At 74.2% G+C, this 18,562-nt stretch carries 10 protein-coding genes and 1 tRNA gene; 2 read left to right on the forward strand and 9 right to left on the reverse strand.

The features are described 5' to 3' along the window. Window positions 1-80: 80 nt before the first annotated feature. The gene (locus SCATT_RS13325) at window positions 81-1,154 is read right to left on the reverse strand and encodes a flavin-containing monooxygenase (RefSeq protein ID WP_014143587.1); all 1,074 of its coding nucleotides are present in this window, start codon (window positions 1,152-1,154) and stop codon (window positions 81-83) included. Window positions 1,155-1,259: 105 nt separating this feature from the next. Here SCATT_RS13325 and SCATT_RS13330 point away from each other — a divergent pair, with 105 nt between their 5' ends. Together SCATT_RS13330 and SCATT_RS13335 are read left to right on the forward strand one after the other, a co-directional pair. Then, complete coding sequence (locus SCATT_RS13330; protein WP_014143588.1) at window positions 1,260-2,657, forward strand: FAD-dependent oxidoreductase; 1,398 nt, start codon at window positions 1,260-1,262, stop codon at window positions 2,655-2,657. Next, the gene (locus SCATT_RS13335) at window positions 2,654-3,898 is read left to right on the forward strand and encodes an MFS transporter (RefSeq protein WP_014143589.1); all 1,245 of its coding nucleotides are present in this window, start codon (window positions 2,654-2,656) and stop codon (window positions 3,896-3,898) included. Before SCATT_RS13330 ends, SCATT_RS13335 begins: the two co-directional genes overlap by 4 nt. Window positions 3,899-4,221: 323 nt before the next feature. Here the strand turns inward: SCATT_RS13335 and SCATT_RS13340 are convergent. From SCATT_RS13340 to SCATT_RS13375, 8 genes are all read right to left on the reverse strand, one after another. Beyond that, window positions 4,222-4,295, reverse strand: a tRNA-Thr gene (locus SCATT_RS13340). A gap of 85 nt (window positions 4,296-4,380) precedes the next feature. Further along, window positions 4,381-5,973, reverse strand: a complete 1,593-nt coding sequence (locus SCATT_RS13345; protein WP_014143590.1) for an alpha/beta hydrolase — start codon at window positions 5,971-5,973, stop codon at window positions 4,381-4,383. A gap of 117 nt (window positions 5,974-6,090) precedes the next feature. After that, window positions 6,091-7,344 (reverse strand): hypothetical protein, encoded by a 1,254-nt coding sequence (locus tag SCATT_RS13350; RefSeq protein WP_231905083.1) that lies wholly within the window; start codon window positions 7,342-7,344, stop codon window positions 6,091-6,093. Window positions 7,345-8,090: 746 nt separating this feature from the next. Beyond that, window positions 8,091-9,326 (reverse strand): DNA polymerase III subunit delta', encoded by a 1,236-nt coding sequence (locus SCATT_RS13355; RefSeq protein ID WP_014143592.1) that lies wholly within the window; start codon window positions 9,324-9,326, stop codon window positions 8,091-8,093. Between the two features lie 141 nt (window positions 9,327-9,467). Continuing rightward, on the reverse strand, window positions 9,468-13,040 hold the full coding sequence (gene tmk / locus SCATT_RS13360; RefSeq protein ID WP_014143593.1) for a dTMP kinase: 3,573 nt from the start codon (window positions 13,038-13,040) through the stop codon (window positions 9,468-9,470). 105 nt (window positions 13,041-13,145) lie between these two features. Then, window positions 13,146-16,025, reverse strand: coding sequence for a type I DNA topoisomerase (gene topA, locus SCATT_RS13365; protein WP_014143594.1), 2,880 nt, complete (start codon window positions 16,023-16,025; stop codon window positions 13,146-13,148). Window positions 16,026-16,252: 227 nt separating this feature from the next. After that, window positions 16,253-17,839 carry a DUF7059 domain-containing protein gene (locus SCATT_RS13370; RefSeq protein WP_014143595.1) on the reverse strand — a complete coding sequence of 529 codons (1,587 nt, stop codon included), beginning with the start codon at window positions 17,837-17,839 and terminating at the stop codon, window positions 16,253-16,255. Between the two features lie 27 nt (window positions 17,840-17,866). Beyond that, window positions 17,867-18,535, reverse strand: a complete 669-nt coding sequence (locus tag SCATT_RS13375) for a hypothetical protein (protein ID WP_014143596.1) — start codon at window positions 18,533-18,535, stop codon at window positions 17,867-17,869. Window positions 18,536-18,562: the final 27 nt, after the last annotated feature.

Here is an 18,562-nt window from a genome sequence, read left to right on the forward strand (position 1 = left end):
GTTGACACGCTTCGAATCAGCGGGCGAGGGGTGGCACCGCTCACATCTGCGGGCCACCCCTGCCGGTCAGCGGCCGGGCGTCACAGTCCGGCTGCGGCCGGGGCCTTGCGGACGTACACGCTCAGCGCGTCGATCACGTACTCGGCATCCCGGCCGACACCTCGCAGCGTGTTGGAGGCGAAGGACCGCTGGAACTCCAGGCCGAGGTAGACCAGTCCCGGATGGGTGGTGGAGATGCCGCCGCTGTGCAGCGGCATGCCGTGTTCGTCGAGGGCGCCGAGCTTGGCCAGGTAGCCGAGGTGGGGCCGGTATCCGGTCGCGAGCAGCACCACGTCGATCGTCTGGCGGCTCCCGTCTGCCCACACGGCCGCGTCGCCGTCGAGTGCGGTGAACATGGGGCGCCGCTCCAGCTGTCCGCTCTCCAGGGCCGCGCGGTAGCGGCCGGCGTCGAGGACGAGGGTGCCGCCGACGAAGTGGACCAGCCACTCGGGCGGCAGATGGTCGAAGCCTGTGCTCGTCAGCCAGTGGTGCAGGTCCCTGCCGTCACGGATCTGCGGCAGGAACCGCAGCGGGGCGCGGGTGGCCAGGGTCACCGTGGCCACGGCCGCGAGCTCGTGGCCGACCTGGACGGCGGAGTTGCCGCCGCCCACCACCACAACCCGCCTGCCCGCGTACGGTGCGGGGCTGCGGTAGTCGGCGACGTGCAGCAGCTCGCCGGTGAAGCCCTGCTGGCCGGGCAGGTCCGGCAGCAGTGGATTGCCGAAGGCGCCGCTCGCCGCGACGATCCCGGCCGCACCCAGGCGGCGGCCGTCGGCGGTGTGCAGCACGAAGCCGGCACCCTCGGCCTCCACCGTCTCGACGCGGGTATGGGTGCGGATCTCGGCGTCCAGGCGCTCCGCGTAGCGAGTGAGGTAGTCGACGACCTCATCGCGGTGCGGGTAGCGGTCCCCGTCGCCGCCGAAGGACAGGCCCGGCAGCGCGCTGAAGCGGGCGGGCGAGAACAGCGTGAGGCTGTCGTAGTAGTGGGGCCACGAGCCGGCCGCCCGCCCGGACGCCTCAAGAATCACCGGCGCAAGGCCCCGCTGACGCAAGCCATGCGCGGCGGCCAGCCCGGACTGCCCTCCCCCGATCACCGCGACATCGACGTACTCCATGACCAAACCCCCAGATTCGACAGATGTCTATGTTGACGCTTATCGAATCAGGTGTAATGCTGGCGGCGCAAGCTATCGACGCACGTCGAAACAAGAGGAGTCGCCGTGAACGCGCCCACCACCAGCGAGCTGCCCGTCGTCGTCATCGGAGCCGGACCCGCCGGGCTCTCGGCTGCCGCCCATCTGGCCGAGCGTGGCATCGAGCCGCTGGTCCTGGAGGCAGGCGACCGAGCCGGCGCGGCGGTCCGCGAGTGGAGCCACGTGCGCCTGTTCTCCACCTGGGGCGAAGTCGTCGACCCGGCCGCCGAGAAGCTCCTCGCCCCCACCGGCTGGGTGCATCCCGACCCGGCGACGTACCCGTCCGGCGGTGACTGGGCCGAGCTGTACCTGCAGCCGCTCGCCGACGTCCTCGGCGACCGCGTCCGCACCGGCGCCACCGTCACCGGCGTCTCGCGGGCCGGCCGCGACCGGATCGTCGACGCCGACCGCGAGACTCAGCCTTTCGTCGTGCACGTCACCCACACCGACGGCCGCGAGGAGCGGATCTTCGCCCGCGCGGTGATCGATGCCTCCGGCACGTGGACCACGCCGTCCCCGGCGGGTGGCAGCGGCTTGCCCGCGCTCGGCGAGAAGGCGGCGGCCGACCGCATCACCTACCGCGTCCCCGACCTCAAGGACTCGGCCGTCCGCGCCCGGTACGCGGGCAAGCGCACCGCCGTGATCGGCTCGGGCGCATCCGCCTTCACAGCCCTCGCCTACCTCGCCGACCTTGCGAAGTCCGACGACGGCGCGGGGACGAAGGCGGTGTGGATCCTGCGCCGTGGCATCTCCGGCTCCACCTTCGGCGGCGGCACCGCCGATGAGCTGCCCGCCCGCGGCGCGCTCGGCCTGGCCGCGAAGGCCGCCGTCGACGACGGCTACGCCGACGCCGTCACGGGCTTCCGTACGGAAGCCATCGAGCGCGACGGTGAGGGCCGTCTGGTGCTGGTGGGCGAGGACGGCCGCCGTCTGAAGCCGGTGGACGAGGTGATCGTGCTGACCGGCTTCCGCCCCGACCTGGCCTTCCTGTCCGAAGTGCGCCTGGGCCTGGACAAGCGCCTGCAGGCCCCGGTCGCCCTCGCGCCGCTGATCGACCCCAACCAGCACTCCTGCGGCACCGTCTACCCCCATGGCCACCGCGAACTGTCCCACCCCGAGCAGGGCGTCTACCTGGTCGGCATGAAGTCCTACGGCCGCGCCCCGACGTTCCTGGCCATGACCGGCTACGAGCAGGTCCGTTCCGTCGCCGCCGCCATCTCCGGCGACCTCGAATCCGCCGACAACGTCGAACTCACCCTCCCCGAGACCGGAGTCTGCGGCGGCGCCGGACTCTTCGACGCCCCCGAGGCCGACCAAAGCGGCGGGGGCTGCTGCGCGCCTGCGCCGCAGCTGGTCCAGATCGGCGCCCCGGCCGCCGTCCCTGCGGCCCCCGAGGGGCCGGCGGGCGGCTGCTGCGGCTCGTGACCATTCCCGGCACTCAAGTCGGCGGGGTTGCGACCGGATCGGGGGACCGGTCGCGGCCCCGCGCAGCCCTGCCCGCCCTCTGCCTGACGCAGATCACCAGCTGGGGCATCGTCTACTACGCCTTTCCGGTGCTCAATCCGCAGATCACCGTCGCGACAGGCTGGCCGGCGGGAGCGACTACCGCCGCCTTCTCGCTCGGCCTGGTCGTCTCCGCCCTCGCCGGGATCCGCGTCGGCCGGATCCTCGACCACCGCGGCCCCCGGACGGTCATGACGACCGGCTCCGTCCTCGGCACCCTCAGCCTGATGACCATCGCCCTGGCACCCAACCTGCCCACGTTCTTCCTGGGTTGGGCCATCGCCGGCCTCGCGATGGCCACGACGTTCTACCAGCCCGCCTTCGCCGCGCTCACCCGCTGGCACGCCCCCAACCACGTGAGGGCCCTGACGATCGTCACCCTCGCCGGCGGGCTCGCCTCCACCGTCTTCGCACCCCTGACCGCGCTCCTCGCCGACCATCTGCCCTGGCGGCACACCTACCTGGCGCTCGCCGCCCTCCTCGCCGTCGTCACCATCCCAGCACACGCGCTGGCACTGCGCGCCCCCTGGCCCGATGCCCCGCCCGCCCAGGACCGGACCGCAGCACAGACCGCGCGGGTGACACGCAGCCGACCGTTCTGGCTGCTCGCCACCGCCTTCACCTTGTCGGCGTTCGCGATGTACGCCGTCGTCATCGCACTCGTGCCCCTCCTGCTAGAGCGCGGCTACACCACCAGCCAGGCCGCCTGGGTTCTCGGCCTCGGCGGCGCCGGACAAACCCTCGGCCGAAGCCTGTACGCCGCACTCGCCCGCCACACCACCGTGACAACCCGCACGACCACACTCATCACCTTCGGCGGTCTCACCACCGCCGCCTTCGCCCTCGTACCAGGGCCGTACATCCTCATCGTCGCCGTCTCCATCGCAGCCGGCATGATCCGCGGCAACCTCACCCTCCTCCAGGCCACCGCCATCACCGACCGGTGGGGCACCAGCCACTACGGACACCTCTCAGCAATCCTTGCCGCACCGGCGACCACCGCGGCAGCCCTGGCACCCTTCGCCGGAGCCGTCCTCGCCGTGCCTCTCGGCGGCTACACCCACCTCCTCGGCCTCCTGGCCGCCGTCTCACTTACCGCCGCATTCACCGCACCCTGGACAAACCCTCTCAGCACCGAGCACCAGACGCCCCAGCTCAATTGAGACTGGACCACCTGCTGAATGCTGTGACTCGTCGGACCGGGACATTCCGATTGCGAGCCTCACGCCCGTTTGTGGGAATCCCCCAAGAGCGTCCTCGACCACGCGCCCTTGGTGAACCGTGGACGCGACCCGGGGATCTTCCACTCATCGCCCAACGGCATCCACCCGCTTGTCCACCGCTCTGCACGCTCGCTGCACGCGTGTCCACCGGTTGTCCACCGGTGGCGATCACGCTGCTCAAGAAGAGCTAGCCCATCGCCATGTATTGATCTTGAAAAACGCAAAACCCCAGGTCGGCGGGTAGCCGACCTGGGGTTCCTCGGAGCCGCCTTCGGGATTCGAACCCGAGACCTACGCATTACGAGTGCGTCGCTCTGGCCGACTGAGCTAAGGCGGCGTGCTGCGGGCCCGTAGGGGGACCGCAACGGCGCCAAGTCTACACATGTCGGCGGGGTGGTCCGTACGCGGGGCGGGGGGTGGGGTCAGGTGCAGCGGAGGTCGGGGTGCGGGGGGCGGCCGGTGAGGAGGTAGACGTTGACGGCGGTGTCGACGCAGTCGCTGCCGGTGACGTAGGCGGTGTGGCCGTCGCCGTCGTAGGTGATCAGGTGGCCGGAGGAGAGCTGGGCGGCGAGGGAGCGGGCCCAGGGGTACGGGGTGGCGGGGTCGCGGGTGGTGCCGACGACGACGATCGGGGCGGCGCCCTTGGCCTCGATGCGCTCGGGGCGTCCGGTGGGCTTCACCGGCCAGGACGCGCAGCTCAGGCTCATCCAGGCGAAGCCGGTGCCGAAGTGCGGGGACGCCTTGCGGAAGGAGGGCAGGGCGGCTTCGACGGCGGCCGGGCCGTTGGTGGCGGCGGGCAGGTCGAGGCAGTTCACGGCGGTGTTGGCGTACATGAGGTTGGCGTACGTACCGTTCGGGCCGCGTTCGTAGTACTGGTCGGAGAGGGCGAGCAGGGGGGTGCCGTCACCGGAGTTGGCGGCGGTCAGGGCGGCGCGCAGCAGCGGCCACATCTCCTTGGAGTACATCGCCTCGGTCAGGCCGGTGGTGCCGAGGGCTTCGACGAGGCGGCGGTTGCCGGCCGGGAGGGGGTGGGCGTCGAGGTTCTTCAGGAAGTGGTCGATGTAGGCGCCGGCGGCCTCGGTGGTGGTGCCCATGGGGCAGTCGGAGTGGGCCACGCAGTCCTTGGCGAACGCCTGGAACGCGGTCTCGAAGCCCGCCGCCTGCTGGCGTCCGGTCTCCAACGCGGTGAGCGTCGGGTCCATCGCGCCGTCGAGCACCATGCGGCCGACCCGGGACGGGAAGAGGCCGGCGTAGGTGGCGCCCAGGAAGGTGCCGTAGGACTTGCCGACGTAGGTGAGCTTCGCGTCGCCGAGCAGGGCGCGCAGTACGTCCATGTCGCGCGCCGACTCCACGGTGCTGACGTGCGGCAGCAGCTTGGCGGAACGTCGCCGGCAACCGGCCGAGAACCGCTGGTCGGCGGTGACCACGGCGTCCTCCTCGGTCGGGGAGTCGGGGGTGATGTCGGTCTGGGTGTAGGCGTCCATCTCAGCGTCGGTCAGGCAGGTGACCGGGGCGCTGCGGGCCACGCCGCGCGGGTCGACGGCGACCATGTCGTACTGGGCGCGTACCGGCGCGGGGTAGCGGACGGCGGCGTCGGCGAGGTAGTCGATCGCCGAGCCGCCCGGTCCGCCCGGGTTGACCAGCAGGGAACCGAGGCGTTCGCCCGGGCCGGTGGCCTTCTTGCGGGAGACGGCGAGCCGGATGTCGCCGGCCGAGGGGTGGCCGTAGTCCAGCGGCACCCGCATCGTGGCGCACTCGAAGCCTTGCGGCTGACACCCTTGCCAGCTCAGTTTCTGCTGGTAGTACGGGGTGAGCGCGGACGGGATCGCGGCGGGCAGCGGGGCCAGCGAGGCGGTCCGGTCCGGACGGGACGGCGCGGTGGTGCCGGTTTCCGCCCGGGACCCGGTGTCGTGCTGCCCGGAGCCGTTCGAGGCGCAGCCGGCCAGCAGCAGTCCGGCGACGGCGAGCGCGATCCCCGGGGTGCGGAGCGGGCGGGCGGTGTCGTTGAGTGGCAAGGAGTCCTCCCGTCGGGTCCCGCGAGCGTATCCACACCATGACGTGCGACGGGTGGCCTGCGTGCCTTTTCGTCCTCTTACGAGCTCTTACGAGTGATCCTCGCCGGGACGGGCTGGTCAGCCGGTGGTGTCCTCGTCCGGCTCCGGCGGCCTGGCGACGGGACGGTGCGCGGGCTTCGGGGCCTTCGGGGGCTTCACGGGCCTCGCGGGCTTCGCGGCCTTCGGTGGCTTGGGAGGCTTCGGCGCGGCCGGGGCCTTGGGTCGCGCCGGCGGCTTGACGGGGACGGGCGGCTTCGGCGGGTGCGGGGGCTTGCGGTCCAGCGGGTGCGCGGCCACGGCCGGACGGCGGACCGGATCGCGTCCGGCCGACGGCGGGCGGCGCACCGGTACCCTCCGGACGGGCGGTGCCGGACGGACCCGGCCGCCCGGCCCCTTCGGCGCCGCGAACTCCTCGGTGAGGTAGCCGGAGACCAGCGCCAGCTGCCGGCGCCGCGCACTCCCGGCGCCGGGCTGCGGCAGCACGTGGTCGAGGAACCGCACCCGGGCGCCGATCCGGCGCAACGCGGTGAGCAGCCGCATCGCCGCGCTGCGCTGCCGTTGCTCCGTGGCGGCGGTGGTCAGCAGCACGTGCGGCCGACCGCCCGGCGGTACCGGACCGGTGGGTACGGTGACGGCGCCGCCGCCGTCGTACGTACCCGAGACGCCGACGGCCGCCCGGTAGCGGTCGGGGTGCGCGAGAGCGGCACGCAGGGCGCACGGCGCGTACGGTCCCACGCCCAGCACCGCGCGGGCGTCCCGGCCGGCCACCACGCGGTAGCGCCGGGCGGCCTCGTCCATCGCCGCCACCGGATCGGCGCCGCAGTCGCGCGGTACGACCACCACGAACGGGTCGGCCAGCCCCCGCGCGGTGTGCCGGACGAACGCCGGGTACAGCTCCTCACGTTCCGGCGCGGTGGCCGGCAGGTAGGCCACGACCAGCGGGAACGCCACCTTGCGGGCGTTGGGGCCGGCGTACTGCGGGGGCAGCCAGACCCGGGTGCCGTCCGCGAGTTCGGCCAGGCTGCCCCCGGCGGGGCGGGCCACCTCGCGCGGGGCGGACGGACGCGCCGGCCGCGCCGCCGGACGCCCGGCCGGCGGGGCGGGGTGGGGCGCGGCGGCCATGACGGTACGGGGCTGGGTGGCGCGGCCGTACGGCAGGTTGAGGGCGACCGCGACGGCCCCGGTGAGGGCGAGCACGGCTCCGGCGGTACGCACCACCGCGGCGCGGTAGTTGACCGGCAACTCGTAGGTCCGCCCGGCGCGTTCGGCCGCCCAGCGGACCGCCGCGGCCCGGGCGAGCAGGACCGTCCCGCCCACGCCGACCGCGAGCACGACCGCACCGAACACCCAGGCCGCCAAAGACACCCACCACCCCGCAGCAACGACAGACCCGCCACCGCCCGACGACGGCGTGCAAGCCATCCCCTCCCACCCCGCCCACCCAACCGCCCCGCCCCGATCACCACCCGAACGCCACGCCCCCCGTAGGCCCTCCGGGTGCCCCCGCTCCGGCCGAACGCGGCAGCCTCCGGCGGCCCAGCGCCCGCCCCGCCCGGTGGCGTGCACCGACGCCACGGCGGGCCCACCCGTCCAGGCCCGGGTCGGCGCCCACGGCGGAGTGACCGTTCCGGTTGCGCGTACCGCCTGGCGGCCCCAGCGCCCGCCCCGCCCGTGGCCGTACCGTCCCACCCGGTGGCACGCACCGACGCCAGGGCGAGCCCACCGGCGCCCACGGCGAAGTGCCGTGCCGGTTGCGCGTACCGCCGTCGTCCACGCCGCCGATGGCACGTGACCAACGGCCCGTACGCCGCCGAAGCCGACACCGGAGCGGGGACCACGCCCGGCCCACGCATCCGGCTCTCGGTCGGCGCCACAGCGGCAGCGGAACGCGGCGGGGAAACAGAAGACACGGGCGGACCGCTGCGCCGGTGTACGTACCCGGTGGCCCCAGCGTCCGCTTCCCGTGGGCGTACCGACCCGCCCGGTGGTGCGCAGCGACGCCCGGGCCCGGCCCGTGCACCCCGGGCCCGCCCCGGCGCGGGGAACGCCGTGTCCTTCGGCGGCGCTCGGCGGCGGGGTCAGCCCGCTCTCAGGGCCATCGTCATCGCTTCGACGGCCAGGAGGGGGGCGACGTTGGAGTCGAGGGCTTCGCGGCAGGCGAGGATCGCTTCTATGCGGCGCAGGGTGTGTTCGGGGCGGCTGGTGGAGGCTATGCGGTCGATGGCGTCGGCGGCCTCGGCGTTGGCTATGGGGGTGGTGGAGCCGAGCTGGACGGCGAGGACGTCGCGGTAGAAGGCGGCGAGGTCGGTGAGGGCCAGGTCGAGGGTGTCGCGCTGGGTGCGGGTGGCGCGGCGTTTCTGGCGGTCGGCGAGGTCCTTCATGGCTCCGGCGGTGCCGCGGGGCAGGCGGCTGCCGGATCCGGAGGCGCCGAGGGCGGCGCGCAGTTCCTCGGTTTCCTTGGCGTCGGTCTCGTCGGCGACCTGTTTGGCGTCCTCGGTGGCCGAGTCGACCAGGGTCTGGGCGGCCTTGAGGCAGCCGCCGATGTCGCCGAGTTGGAGGGGGAGGCGCAGGACGGCGGCGCGGCGGGCGCGGGCGCGTTCGTCGGTGGCGAGGCGGCGGGCGCGGCCGATGTGGCCCTGGGTGGCGCGGGCGACCATGGCGGCGAGCGCGGGCTCGATGCCGTCGCGGCGGACGAGGACGTCGGCGACCGCGTCCACCGGCGGCGTGCGCAGCGTCAGATGACGGCAACGGGAACGGATGGTGGGGAGCACATCGTCCACGGAGGGCGCGCACAGCAGCCACACCGTGCGGGGCGCGGGCTCCTCGACCGCCTTGAGCAGGACGTTGGCGGCGCCCTCGGTGAGGCGGTCGGCGTCCTCCAGGACGATCACCTGCCACCGGCCGCCCGCCGGGGACATCGAGGAACGGCGGACCAGGTCGCGGGTGTCCTTGACGCCGATGGAGAGCTGATCGGTGGCGACCACCTCCACGTCGGCGTGGGTGCCGACCAGCGTGGTGTGGCAGCCGTCGCAGAAGCCGCAGCCGGGGGCGCCGCCGAGCGCGCGGTCGGGGCTGACGCACTGCAGGGCGGCGGCGAAGGCCCGGGCGGCGGTGGCACGGCCGGCGCCGGGCGGACCGGTGAAGAGCCAGGCGTGGGTCATCCGGGAGGCGGCCCGGGGCTCCTCGCCCGCCGTGGAGTCCACCGCGACGGCGGCACCGGGAGCGTGGCTCACCAGCGCGTCGGCGTCCCGGGCGGCGGCCGTCAGCTGCTCGACCACCGGCCCCTGGCCGACCACGTCGTCCCACACCGACATCCGCTCACTCCTTCCCCGCCGCCGGGGCCCTGAAGACCTGCCTCGCCCGTGGACACCATTGTGGGCCACCCCACTGACAACACCGACAACGACGGCCCGGGTCGTGGCGACACCGGGCCGTCGGCCGTCCGTACCCGCCGGTCACCGGTCGCGCTTGCGGCCGGGGCCGTCCTCCCGGTCGTCGTAGGGGCCGAGGAGTTCGTCGGCGAGGGTGGGCAGGTCGTCCAGCGGGGTCTCCTCCGCCCAGCTGGGGCGGGGCCGGTGGCGGCGGGCCGACGCGTCGGGGTGTTCGGCGGACGCGTCGCCCTGGGCCGGGTCGACCACCGGGAGTTCCCGGGTGCGGTCGGCGGGGGCCTCGGGGGCGGCGCCGTCGCCGCCCTGCCGGAAGAGCCAGGCGGGCACCCGGTCGGCCGGGTCGCCGCCGCCCTGCCGGACCGGGGGCAGCACCGCCGTCTCGTCCGTGGCGCCGGGCACCTCCCGGACCTGCGGGAGCACCGTGGTCTCCTCCGTGTCCGGACGCGCCTGCGGCAGCACCGCCGTCTCCTCGGCGTCCGGACGGCCCTGCGCGGGCACCGCGTCGGGACGTGCCTGCGGCAGCACGGCGGTCTCGTCGGCGTCGACCGGACGGGGCACCTCGACGGTACGGGTGGCCTCGTCGCCGGTACGGGCCCGCGGCGCGGACGTCCCACCGGCGGAACCCCCGGACGGCGGCTCGACCCGCGGCGTCTCGACGGTCCGCGTCTCGTCCCCGGACGGCTCGGACGCGCCGGAAGCCTTCCGGGCACCGGGCCCGGACGGCGACGGCGTCTGCACCGTGCGCGTCGCCTCACCGTCCCACGACGCACCGGAGCCACCGGAACCGCCGGACGAACCCCGCGCACCCGGCGCATCCGATCCACCGGCGGGCCGGGGCTCGGAGGGCGACGGCGTCTGCACCGTGCGGGTCGCCTCGGCGTCCCGCGGCTCGGCGGGGGGCTCGGGGGCCAGGGAGGACTCGGCGGCCACCCGGGCGGCCTCGGCGGCGAGGCGGGCGTGCTCGGCGCGGAGCAGCGCCTCCTCGGCCTTGCGCTGCTTCTCCAGGCGGCGGGCCTCCGCCTCGGCGCGCAGCCGGTCCTGCTCCTCCTTCATGCGGCGCAGGCGTTCCTGCTCCTCGCGGTAGGCGCGTTCCTCCGCCTCGCGGCGGGCGCGTTCCTCCTCGGCGAGGCGCCGGGCCTCCTCGGCGCGCTTGCGGGCCTCCTCCGCCTGGCGGGCCTCCTCGGCGCGGCGGGCCTCCTCGATCTCGCGGCGCTTGCGCTCCTCCTCCTCGGCGCGCAGCCGGGCCAGGGTCTCCTGGCGTTCGCGCTCCTTGCGCTCCTCCTCGGCCTTGAGGGCGGCCTCCTCCTCGGCCCGCCTGCGGGCCTCCTCGGCGGCCTTGCGCTCGGCCTCGGCGCGGGCCGCGATCTCCTGCTCGGACAGCGGCAGCACCTGGTCGAGCCGGTGGCGGACGATCCGGGTCACCGCATCCGGCTCCTGACCGGCGTCGACCACCAGGTAACGGGTGGGGTCGGCGGCGGCCAGGGTGAGGAAACCGGCGCGTACCCGCTCGTGGAACTCCGGGGGCTCGGACTCCAGGCGGTCCGGGGCCTCGGTGAAACGGTCCCGCGCGGTCTGCGGGGAGACGTCGAGCAGGACGGTGAGGTGGGGCACCAGGCCGCCGGTGGCCCAGCGAGAGATGCGGGCGATCTCGGTGGGCGCGAGGTCGCGTCCGGCGCCCTGGTAGGCGACGGAGGAGTCGATGTAGCGGTCGGAGATGACCACGGCGCCGCGTTCCAGGGCCGGCCGGACCACCGAGTCGACGTGTTCGGCCCGGTCGGCGGCGTACAGCAGGGCCTCGGCGCGGTGCGAGATGCCGGTGCTGGAGACGTCGAGCAGGATGGAGCGCAGCCGCTTGCCGATCGCGGTGGCCCCGGGCTCCCGGGTCACCACGACCTCGTGGCCCTTGCCGCGGATCCACTCCGCGAGCGCCTGGACCTGGGTGGACTTGCCGGCTCCGTCGCCGCCCTCGACGGCGATGAAGAAGCCGGTCGGGAAGGGCCGCTGCGCCGGGTCGCCGCCGCGCAGCGCCTCACGCAGGTCGCGCCGGAACGGCACTCCCTCGCGGTCGTCGAGCTTGCCGAGCACCAGCGCGGCCACCGGCAGCAGCAGCGCGCCGACGAGCATCAGGGTGTAGGCGGCGCCGCCGTGGTCGAAGGTGAACGAGGCGCCGGTCACCCGGTGCGGGCCGATCACCCCGGCCAATACCGGGGCCACCACGGCGGCCACCGCGACGGTGACCCGGACCACGGCGTGCAGGTGGTCGGTGGTGCGGGCGCGGCGGGGCTCCTCGGCCTCCTGGTCGATCAGCAGGTGGCCGCAGTTGGCGGCGACCCCGGCGGCGTACCCGGCGACCAGCGCGAGCAGCAGTTCGGTGGTCGGGTCCGGCACCAGGCCGAGCAGGAGCAGGGCGACGCCGGTGACGGCGACGGCGAGGCTGAGCAGGCGGCGGCGGGAGAGCGCGGGCAGCACCCGGCGCGCGGTGCGGATGCCGAGCACCGGCCCCGCGGTCAGGGCCAGGGTGAGGATGCCGTACTCGACCGGGCCGCCGCCCAGGTCGGCGCCGTGCAGTACGGCCAGCGCGGCGGCGGCGGCGATCGAGGCGGCGACGGCGGCGCAGGCCAGGACGAGGACGGGCAGGGCTCCGGTGCGTCCGCGTTCGGCGCCGGCCGGGCCCTTGGGCAGCCGCAGGCCCTCCAGCGGGGAGCGCGGCCGGGGCGTCCTCCCGGCCGGCGCCGCCTCGTCCGGTGCCGTGGCGGCGGCCGGGGCGGCGGCGTCCGGCAGGTGCAGCGAGTACAGGACGGTGATGGAGGCGGCGAAGAGCCCGGCGGCCAGGTAGCCGGCGAGCGCGACCTGGTGCAGGTCGAACCAGGTGGAGCCGACCGCGATCAGCTCGCTCACCAGGGAGACGACGATCAGGACCGCCGCCGCCAGCGGGAGCGCGGTGAAGCCGGTGCGCAGGTCGAGCCGGCGCAGCGCGTCGAGCCGGTCCGGGACGGCCGCCGTCACCTGGCCGGACGGGGCGGGGGCGGGGAGCAGCGCCGGGGCGGCGGCGTCCTTGGCCACCGTCCAGACGCGTTCGGCGACGCCGGAGACGAAGGCGGTGACCAGCAGCCAGGCGAGCGCGGTGTCGGGTACCCAGTCGATCCACAGCGGGGCGACGACGAGGAGTCCGAGGCGGACCGCGTCGGCGCCGATCATGGTCCAGCGGCGGTCGAGCAGGGCGCCGGAGCGCGTACCGGAACCGCCCTTGCCGTCGGTCTTCGCGGCGGGCCTGGCGACCGGGGTGATCAGCGCGCCGAGCGGTCCCAGCAGCACGGCGCCGAAGAGCAGCGCGGCCAGCACCCGCAGCGCCAGCACGGCCGCGACGGCGAAGGCCAGTCCGCGGTAGCCGCCGCCGAACGACTGGGCCTCGTCCGCCGCCTGCGCCGCGAGCGCCACCAGGGCCAGCACCCCGAGCCGGTCGGCCACCGACCCGGTCAGCTGGGCCGTCCACAGCTTGCGCAGGGACGGGACGCGCAGCAGGGCGCGTACGGCACGTTCGCGGGAGTCCGCGGCGAGTGCGTCGGAGAACGCCGTCGTGGCACGGTCCGCGGCGGGGGTTTCTTCGGGCCCGCCCATGGGCTGCTCGGGACGCGTCATCCTGCCAGCCTAACCAAAGCGGACGTCCCTACTCCTGCCACCCGGCGCACCGGGGTGCCGTGGTGCACGGTCCCGGTGGGCCGGACGGCGGGCGGCCGACGGGGGTCACTCGCCGTCGTCGGTGGCCACGGCGGTGCCGGCCGCGGCCGACGTGGCCTTCTTGGCGGTCGCCTTCTTGGCCGTCGTCTTCTTGGCCGCCGTGGTCTTCTTGGCGGCGGTCTTCTTCGCGGCGGTGGTCTTCTTGGCGGCCGTCGCCTTCTTCGCCGGGGCCTTCTTCGCCGGGGCCTTCTTGGCGGTCGCCTTCTTCGCCGGGCCCTTGGCGCGCTTCTCGGCCAGCAGCTCGTAGCCGCGCTCGGGGGTGATGGTCTCCACGTCGTCGTCCCGGCGCAGCGTGGCGTTGGTCTCGCCGTCGGTGACGTACGGGCCGAAGCGGCCGTCCTTGACCACCACGGGGCGTTCGCTGACCGGGTCGGTGCCCAGTTCCTTCAGCGGCGGCTTGGCGGCGGCCCGGCCGCGCTGCTTGGGCTGGGCGTAGATCGCCAGCGCCTCCTCCAGGGTGACCGTGAAGATCTTCTCCTCGGAGTCGAGCGACCGGGAGTCGGTGCCCTTCTTCAGGTACGGCCCGTAGCGGCCGTTCTGCGCGGTGATCTCGGCGCCCGACTCGGGGTCGGTGCCCACCACGCGCGGCAGCGACATCAGCTTGAGCGCGTCCTCCAGCGTCACCGTGTCGAGCGCCATCGACTTCAGCAGCGACGCGGTGCGCGGCTTGACGGCGTTCTTCCCGGTCTTCGGGGTGCCCTCGGGGAGCACCTCGGTGACGTACGGGCCGTAGCGGCCGTCCTTGGCGACGATGGTGTGGCCGGTGGCCGGGTCGGTGCCCAGCTCGATGGCGCCGGTGGGCTTGGCCAGCAGTTCCCTGGCGTAGTCGACGGTCAGCTCGTCCGGCGGCAGGTCGTCGGGGACGTCGGCGCGGCGGCTGGTCTCCTCGCCGTCCTCGCCGGTGACGGCCTGCTCGACGTAGGGGCCGTAGCGGCCGACGCGCAGCACGATGCCGTCGCCGACCGGGAACGAGGAGACCTCGCGGGCGTCGATGGCGCCGAGGTCGGTGACGAGTTCCTTGAGCCCGCCGAGGTGGTCGCCGTCGCCGTTGCCCGCGTCGGCGGCGACCCCGGCCTGGCCCTCGGCGGCCTCGCCGAAGTAGAACCGGCGCAGCCACGGCACCGCCTGCGCCTCACCGCGGGCGATGCGGTCGAGGTCGTCCTCCATCCTGGCGGTGAAGTCGTAGTCGACCAGCCGGCCGAAGTGCTTCTCCAGCAGGCCGACGACGGCGAAGGAGAGGAACGAGGGGACGAGCGCGGTGCCCTTCTTGAACACGTAGCCGCGGTCGAGGATGGTGCCCATGATCGTGGCGTAGGTGGAGGGGCGGCCGATCTCGCGCTCCTCCAGCTCCTTGACGAGCGACGCCTCGGTGTAGCGGGCCGGGGGCTTGGTGGAGTGACCGTCGGCGTCGAGGGAGTGCGCGGTCAGCGGGTCGCCCTCGGTCACCTGGGGGAGCCGGCGCTCCCGGTCGTCCAGCTCGGCGTTGGGGTCGTCGGCGCCCTCGACGTACGCCTTGAGGAAGCCGTGGAAGGTGATGATCTTGCCGGAGGCGGAGAACTCGGCGTCCCGGCCGTCGGCGGAGCGCCCCGCCACCTTGACGGTGACCGACTGGCCGACCGCGTCCTTCATCTGGGAGGCGACGGTGCGCATCCAGATCAGCTCGTACAGGTGGTACTGGTCGCCGGTCAGGCCGGTCTCGGCGGGGGTGCGGAAGCGGTCGCCGGAGGGGCGGATCGCCTCGTGCGCCTCCTGGGCGTTCTTGACCTTGGAGGCGTACACGCGGGGCTTGTCGGGCAGGTAGTCGGCGCCGTAGAGCTGGGTGACCTGGGTCCGGGCGGCGGAGATCGCGGTCTCCGACAGCGTGGTGGAGTCGGTCCGCATGTAGGTGATGAAGCCGTTCTCGTACAGCTTCTGCGCCACCTGCATGGTGGCCTTGGCGCCCATGCCCAGCTTGCGGCTGGCCTCCTGCTGGAGGGTGGTGGTGCGGAACGGCGCGTACGGCGAGCGGCGGTAGGGCTTGGACTCCACCGAGCGCACCGCGAACCGGGTGTCGGCGAGCGCCGCGGCCAGCGCCCGCGCGGCCGACTCGTCCAGGTGCAGGACGGCCGAGCCCTCCTTGAGCCGTCCGTTGGGGCCGAAGTCGCGGCCCTGGGCGACCCGGCGGCCGTCCACCGAGGTCAGCCGGGCGGTGAGGGTGCCGGGGTCGGTGGGGTCGCCGGCCCGGCCGGTGCCGAAGGTGCCGACCAGGTCCCAGTACTCGGCGGAGGAGAACGCCATCCGCTCCCGCTCGCGCTCGACCACCAGCCGGGTGGCCACCGACTGCACCCGGCCGGCCGACAGCCGCGGCATGACCTTCTTCCACAGCACCGGGGAGACCTCGTAGCCGTAGAGGCGGTCGAGGATGCGGCGCGTCTCCTGGGCGTCCACCAGCCGCTTGTTCAGCTCGCGGGGGTTGCGCACGGCGGCCTGGATGGCGTCCTTGGTGATCTCGTGGAAGACCATCCGGCGCACCGGGACCTTGGGCTTGAGGACCTCCTGGAGGTGCCAGGCGATCGCCTCGCCCTCCCGGTCCTCATCGGTGGCCAGCAGGAGTTCGTCCGACTCGGCCAGCAGCTCCTTGAGCTTCTTGACCTGCGTCTTCTTGTCCGCGTTGACGACGTAGACGGGCTGGAAGTCGTGTTCGACGTCCACCCCGAGGCGGCGCACCTCGCCGGTGTACTTGGCCGGCACCTCGGCGGCCCCGTTGGGCAGGTCGCGGATGTGCCCGACGCTCGCCTCGACCGTGTAACCGGGGCCGAGGTAGCCCTTGATCGTCTTCGCCTTGGCGGGCGACTCGACGATGACGAGGCGACGGCCGCCCTGTGCGGTCTCGGTGGTCGGGGACAACTTCGGCTCTTCTCTCCGGATCGGAAGGGTGACGCTGCGGAGTGTGACCGTAACCCAGGCCCCCGTGTCAAACGGGAAAAGTCCGCAACGCCACTCGAACGGTAACCCGACTTCATATCTTCCCGCCCACGGACATCCATGTCCGCCCGACGCCCGGGGAACGGGCCCGAGCCGATCCGGCCACCCGCCCCGGGGGTCGCGTGGCCCCGGGGACGGCGGCGGCGCGGTCAGTCGGCCGGCTCCAGGAAACCCTGCTCGACCAGGAGGCGGATGGCCTCGGGGGTACGGTCCCGCAGCACCACCGGGTCCTCGCCGAGCAGGTCGGCGATGGCGTCCAGGATGCGTCCGGCGGTGAGGGATCCGTCACAGACCCCGGCGAAGCCCGCGCCGACGGTGTCCACCTTGGTGGCCCGGCGCATCCCGCGCCCGGCGCGCAGCACCACGTGCTCGGGGTCCTCGGCGCCGGGCAGCCCCACCTGCTCCTGGACCACCCCGTCGGCCAGCCGGAATCGGGCCGCCAGCAGCGCGGCGTCGTCGTGGCCGCGCAGGAAGTCCTGGCGCTCGAACCACCGGCGGATCTCCGGGCCGAGCGGCTGCTCGACCGGGTGCGGCCACTCCTCGGCGACCACCACGGGGACCGCGGCGTCGGTGCGGCGCAGCGTGATCCAGCCGAAGCCGACGCCCTTGACCTTCCGCCGTTCGAATTCGGTCAGCCAGGCGTCGTACCGGGCCGCGTACCGCTGCGGGTCGCCGAGGTGGTCGCCGGCGTCGCGCAGCCACAGCTCGGCGTACTCGGCCGGGTCCTGCACCTCGCGCTGGACGATCCAGGCGTCGCAGCCGGCCGGCACCCAGGAAGTGACGCGTTCACGCCAGTCTTCCCCCTCGACGTGCTGCCAGTTGGCCAGAAGCTGGCAGTAGCCGCCCTCGGTGAGGTGCTCGGCGGAACGCTGGACGAGGGTGCGGCACAGGTCGTCGCCGGCCATGCCGCCGTCGCGGTAGACGAAGCGCTCGCCGGGCGAGATCACGAAGGGCGGGTTGGAGACGATCAGGTCGAAGCGCTCGCCGGCCACCGGCTCGAAGAGGCTGCCCTGCCGCAGATCGGGCTCGGGCGCCCCGGACAGGGCGAGGGTCAGCCGGGTGAACGCCAGCGCGCGCGGGTTGAGGTCGGTGGCGGTGACCTGGACGGCGTGGTCGCCGGCGTGCAGCGCCTGCACCCCGGATCCGGTGCCGAGGTCGAGCGCGCGGGCGACCGGGGTGCGCACGGTGATGCCGGCCAGCGTGGTGGAGGCGCCGCCGACCCCGAGGACGAGGCCGGCGCGGTCGGCGTCGGCGGCCGTGCCGGTCGCGTCGGCGCCGCGCGCCCCGGCCCGCGCCCCGGCGGCTCCCCCCACCGAGCAGCCCAGGTCGGAGACGATCCACCAGTCACGCCCCTCGGCGCCGGCGTAGGGCCGGACGTCCACGGTGGCGCGTACGGCGTCCGGCGTACCGGATTCCGTCTCCCCCGGCGGGACCGGCACCAGCCAGCCGTCCGCCAGGGCGTCCTGGAGGGGCAGCGCCTCGGCGGCGCGGGCGCGGGGGACCGGCCGCTGGAGGAGGAAGAGGCGCACCAGCGTCTCCAGCGGGGTCCCGCCCCGGGTGGCGCGCAGCGCGGGCACCGTCTCACTGCGCGAGAGCGCGGCGTAGGCCGTCGCCCCCAGCAGGTCGAGGCAGCCGTCGGCGGTGAAGGCGGCGGCCCGCAGGGCGTCGCGCAGCCGGGCGGTGCGTGCGGCGTCGGGGACCGGGATCCCGGCGGGGGTCAGGCTGTTGTCACTCACCCGGCCATTGTCGCCAAAAGCCGGGCGTCAGCCGTTCTTGGCGACCGCCGACTTCGACACGGAGGGCGAGGTGGTGGCGCCCTTCGACGCGGACGGGGCGGTGGACGCGGCGCGCGAGGCGGCGGCCGAGGGGGAGATCGTCGGCGAGGAGGTCGGCCTGCTGCAGCCGGGCTGCTTGTTCATGGCCTTGCCGACGTCGCCGGACTGGAGCTTGTTGAGCGCGTCGTCGCTGCTGCGGGCGAGGGTGCTGAGCTTGGCGGCGACCTTGGTGAGGCCGTCGGCGAACTTGCCCTGGTCGGAGGTGTCGAGGCCGTCCACGGTCTTCTTCAGCCCGGCGTAGGAGGACGAGGCGTCGTCGAACCGCTTGGCCGCGTTCTGCTGGATCTGGGCGCCGTTGTCCACCGGCGGGGCGCCGGCGTTGCGCACCGCGTCGGCGAGCGCCTTGTAGGCGCCGGAGAGCTGCTGGAAGGCGGCCGAGTCGGTGCTCTTGACGTCGTTCGGCTTGTGGTCGCCGGTGGAGACCGAGGTGATCGAGTCGTTGGCCGCCTCGATCTTCTTGCGCTGCGGCTGGAACTGGTCGCAGATCTTCTTGGCGTAGTCGTCGGCCCTGTTCGTGCCGGAGCCGCCGCCGCACCCGGCGAGCGCCAGCGTCAAGGTCGCCGTCCCGCACAGCGCGGCAATGAGCTTCTTGTTCACCGGTGGTTCCTTCCGTGGCTCTACGGC

The organism is Streptantibioticus cattleyicolor NRRL 8057 = DSM 46488 (assembly GCF_000240165.1).
GTDB lineage: Bacteria > Actinomycetota > Actinomycetes > Streptomycetales > Streptomycetaceae > Streptantibioticus > Streptantibioticus cattleyicolor.

Coding starts and splice junctions, on each gene's coding strand:
- SCATT_RS13325 (WP_014143587.1), bottom strand. CDS start 1,154: ATGGAGTACGTCGATGTCGCGGTGATCGGGGGAGGGCAGTCCGGGCTG.
- SCATT_RS13355 (WP_014143592.1), bottom strand. CDS start 9,326: ATGTCGGTGTGGGACGACGTGGTCGGCCAGGGGCCGGTGGTCGAGCAG.
- tmk (WP_014143593.1), bottom strand. CDS start 13,040: ATGACGCGTCCCGAGCAGCCCATGGGCGGGCCCGAAGAAACCCCCGCC.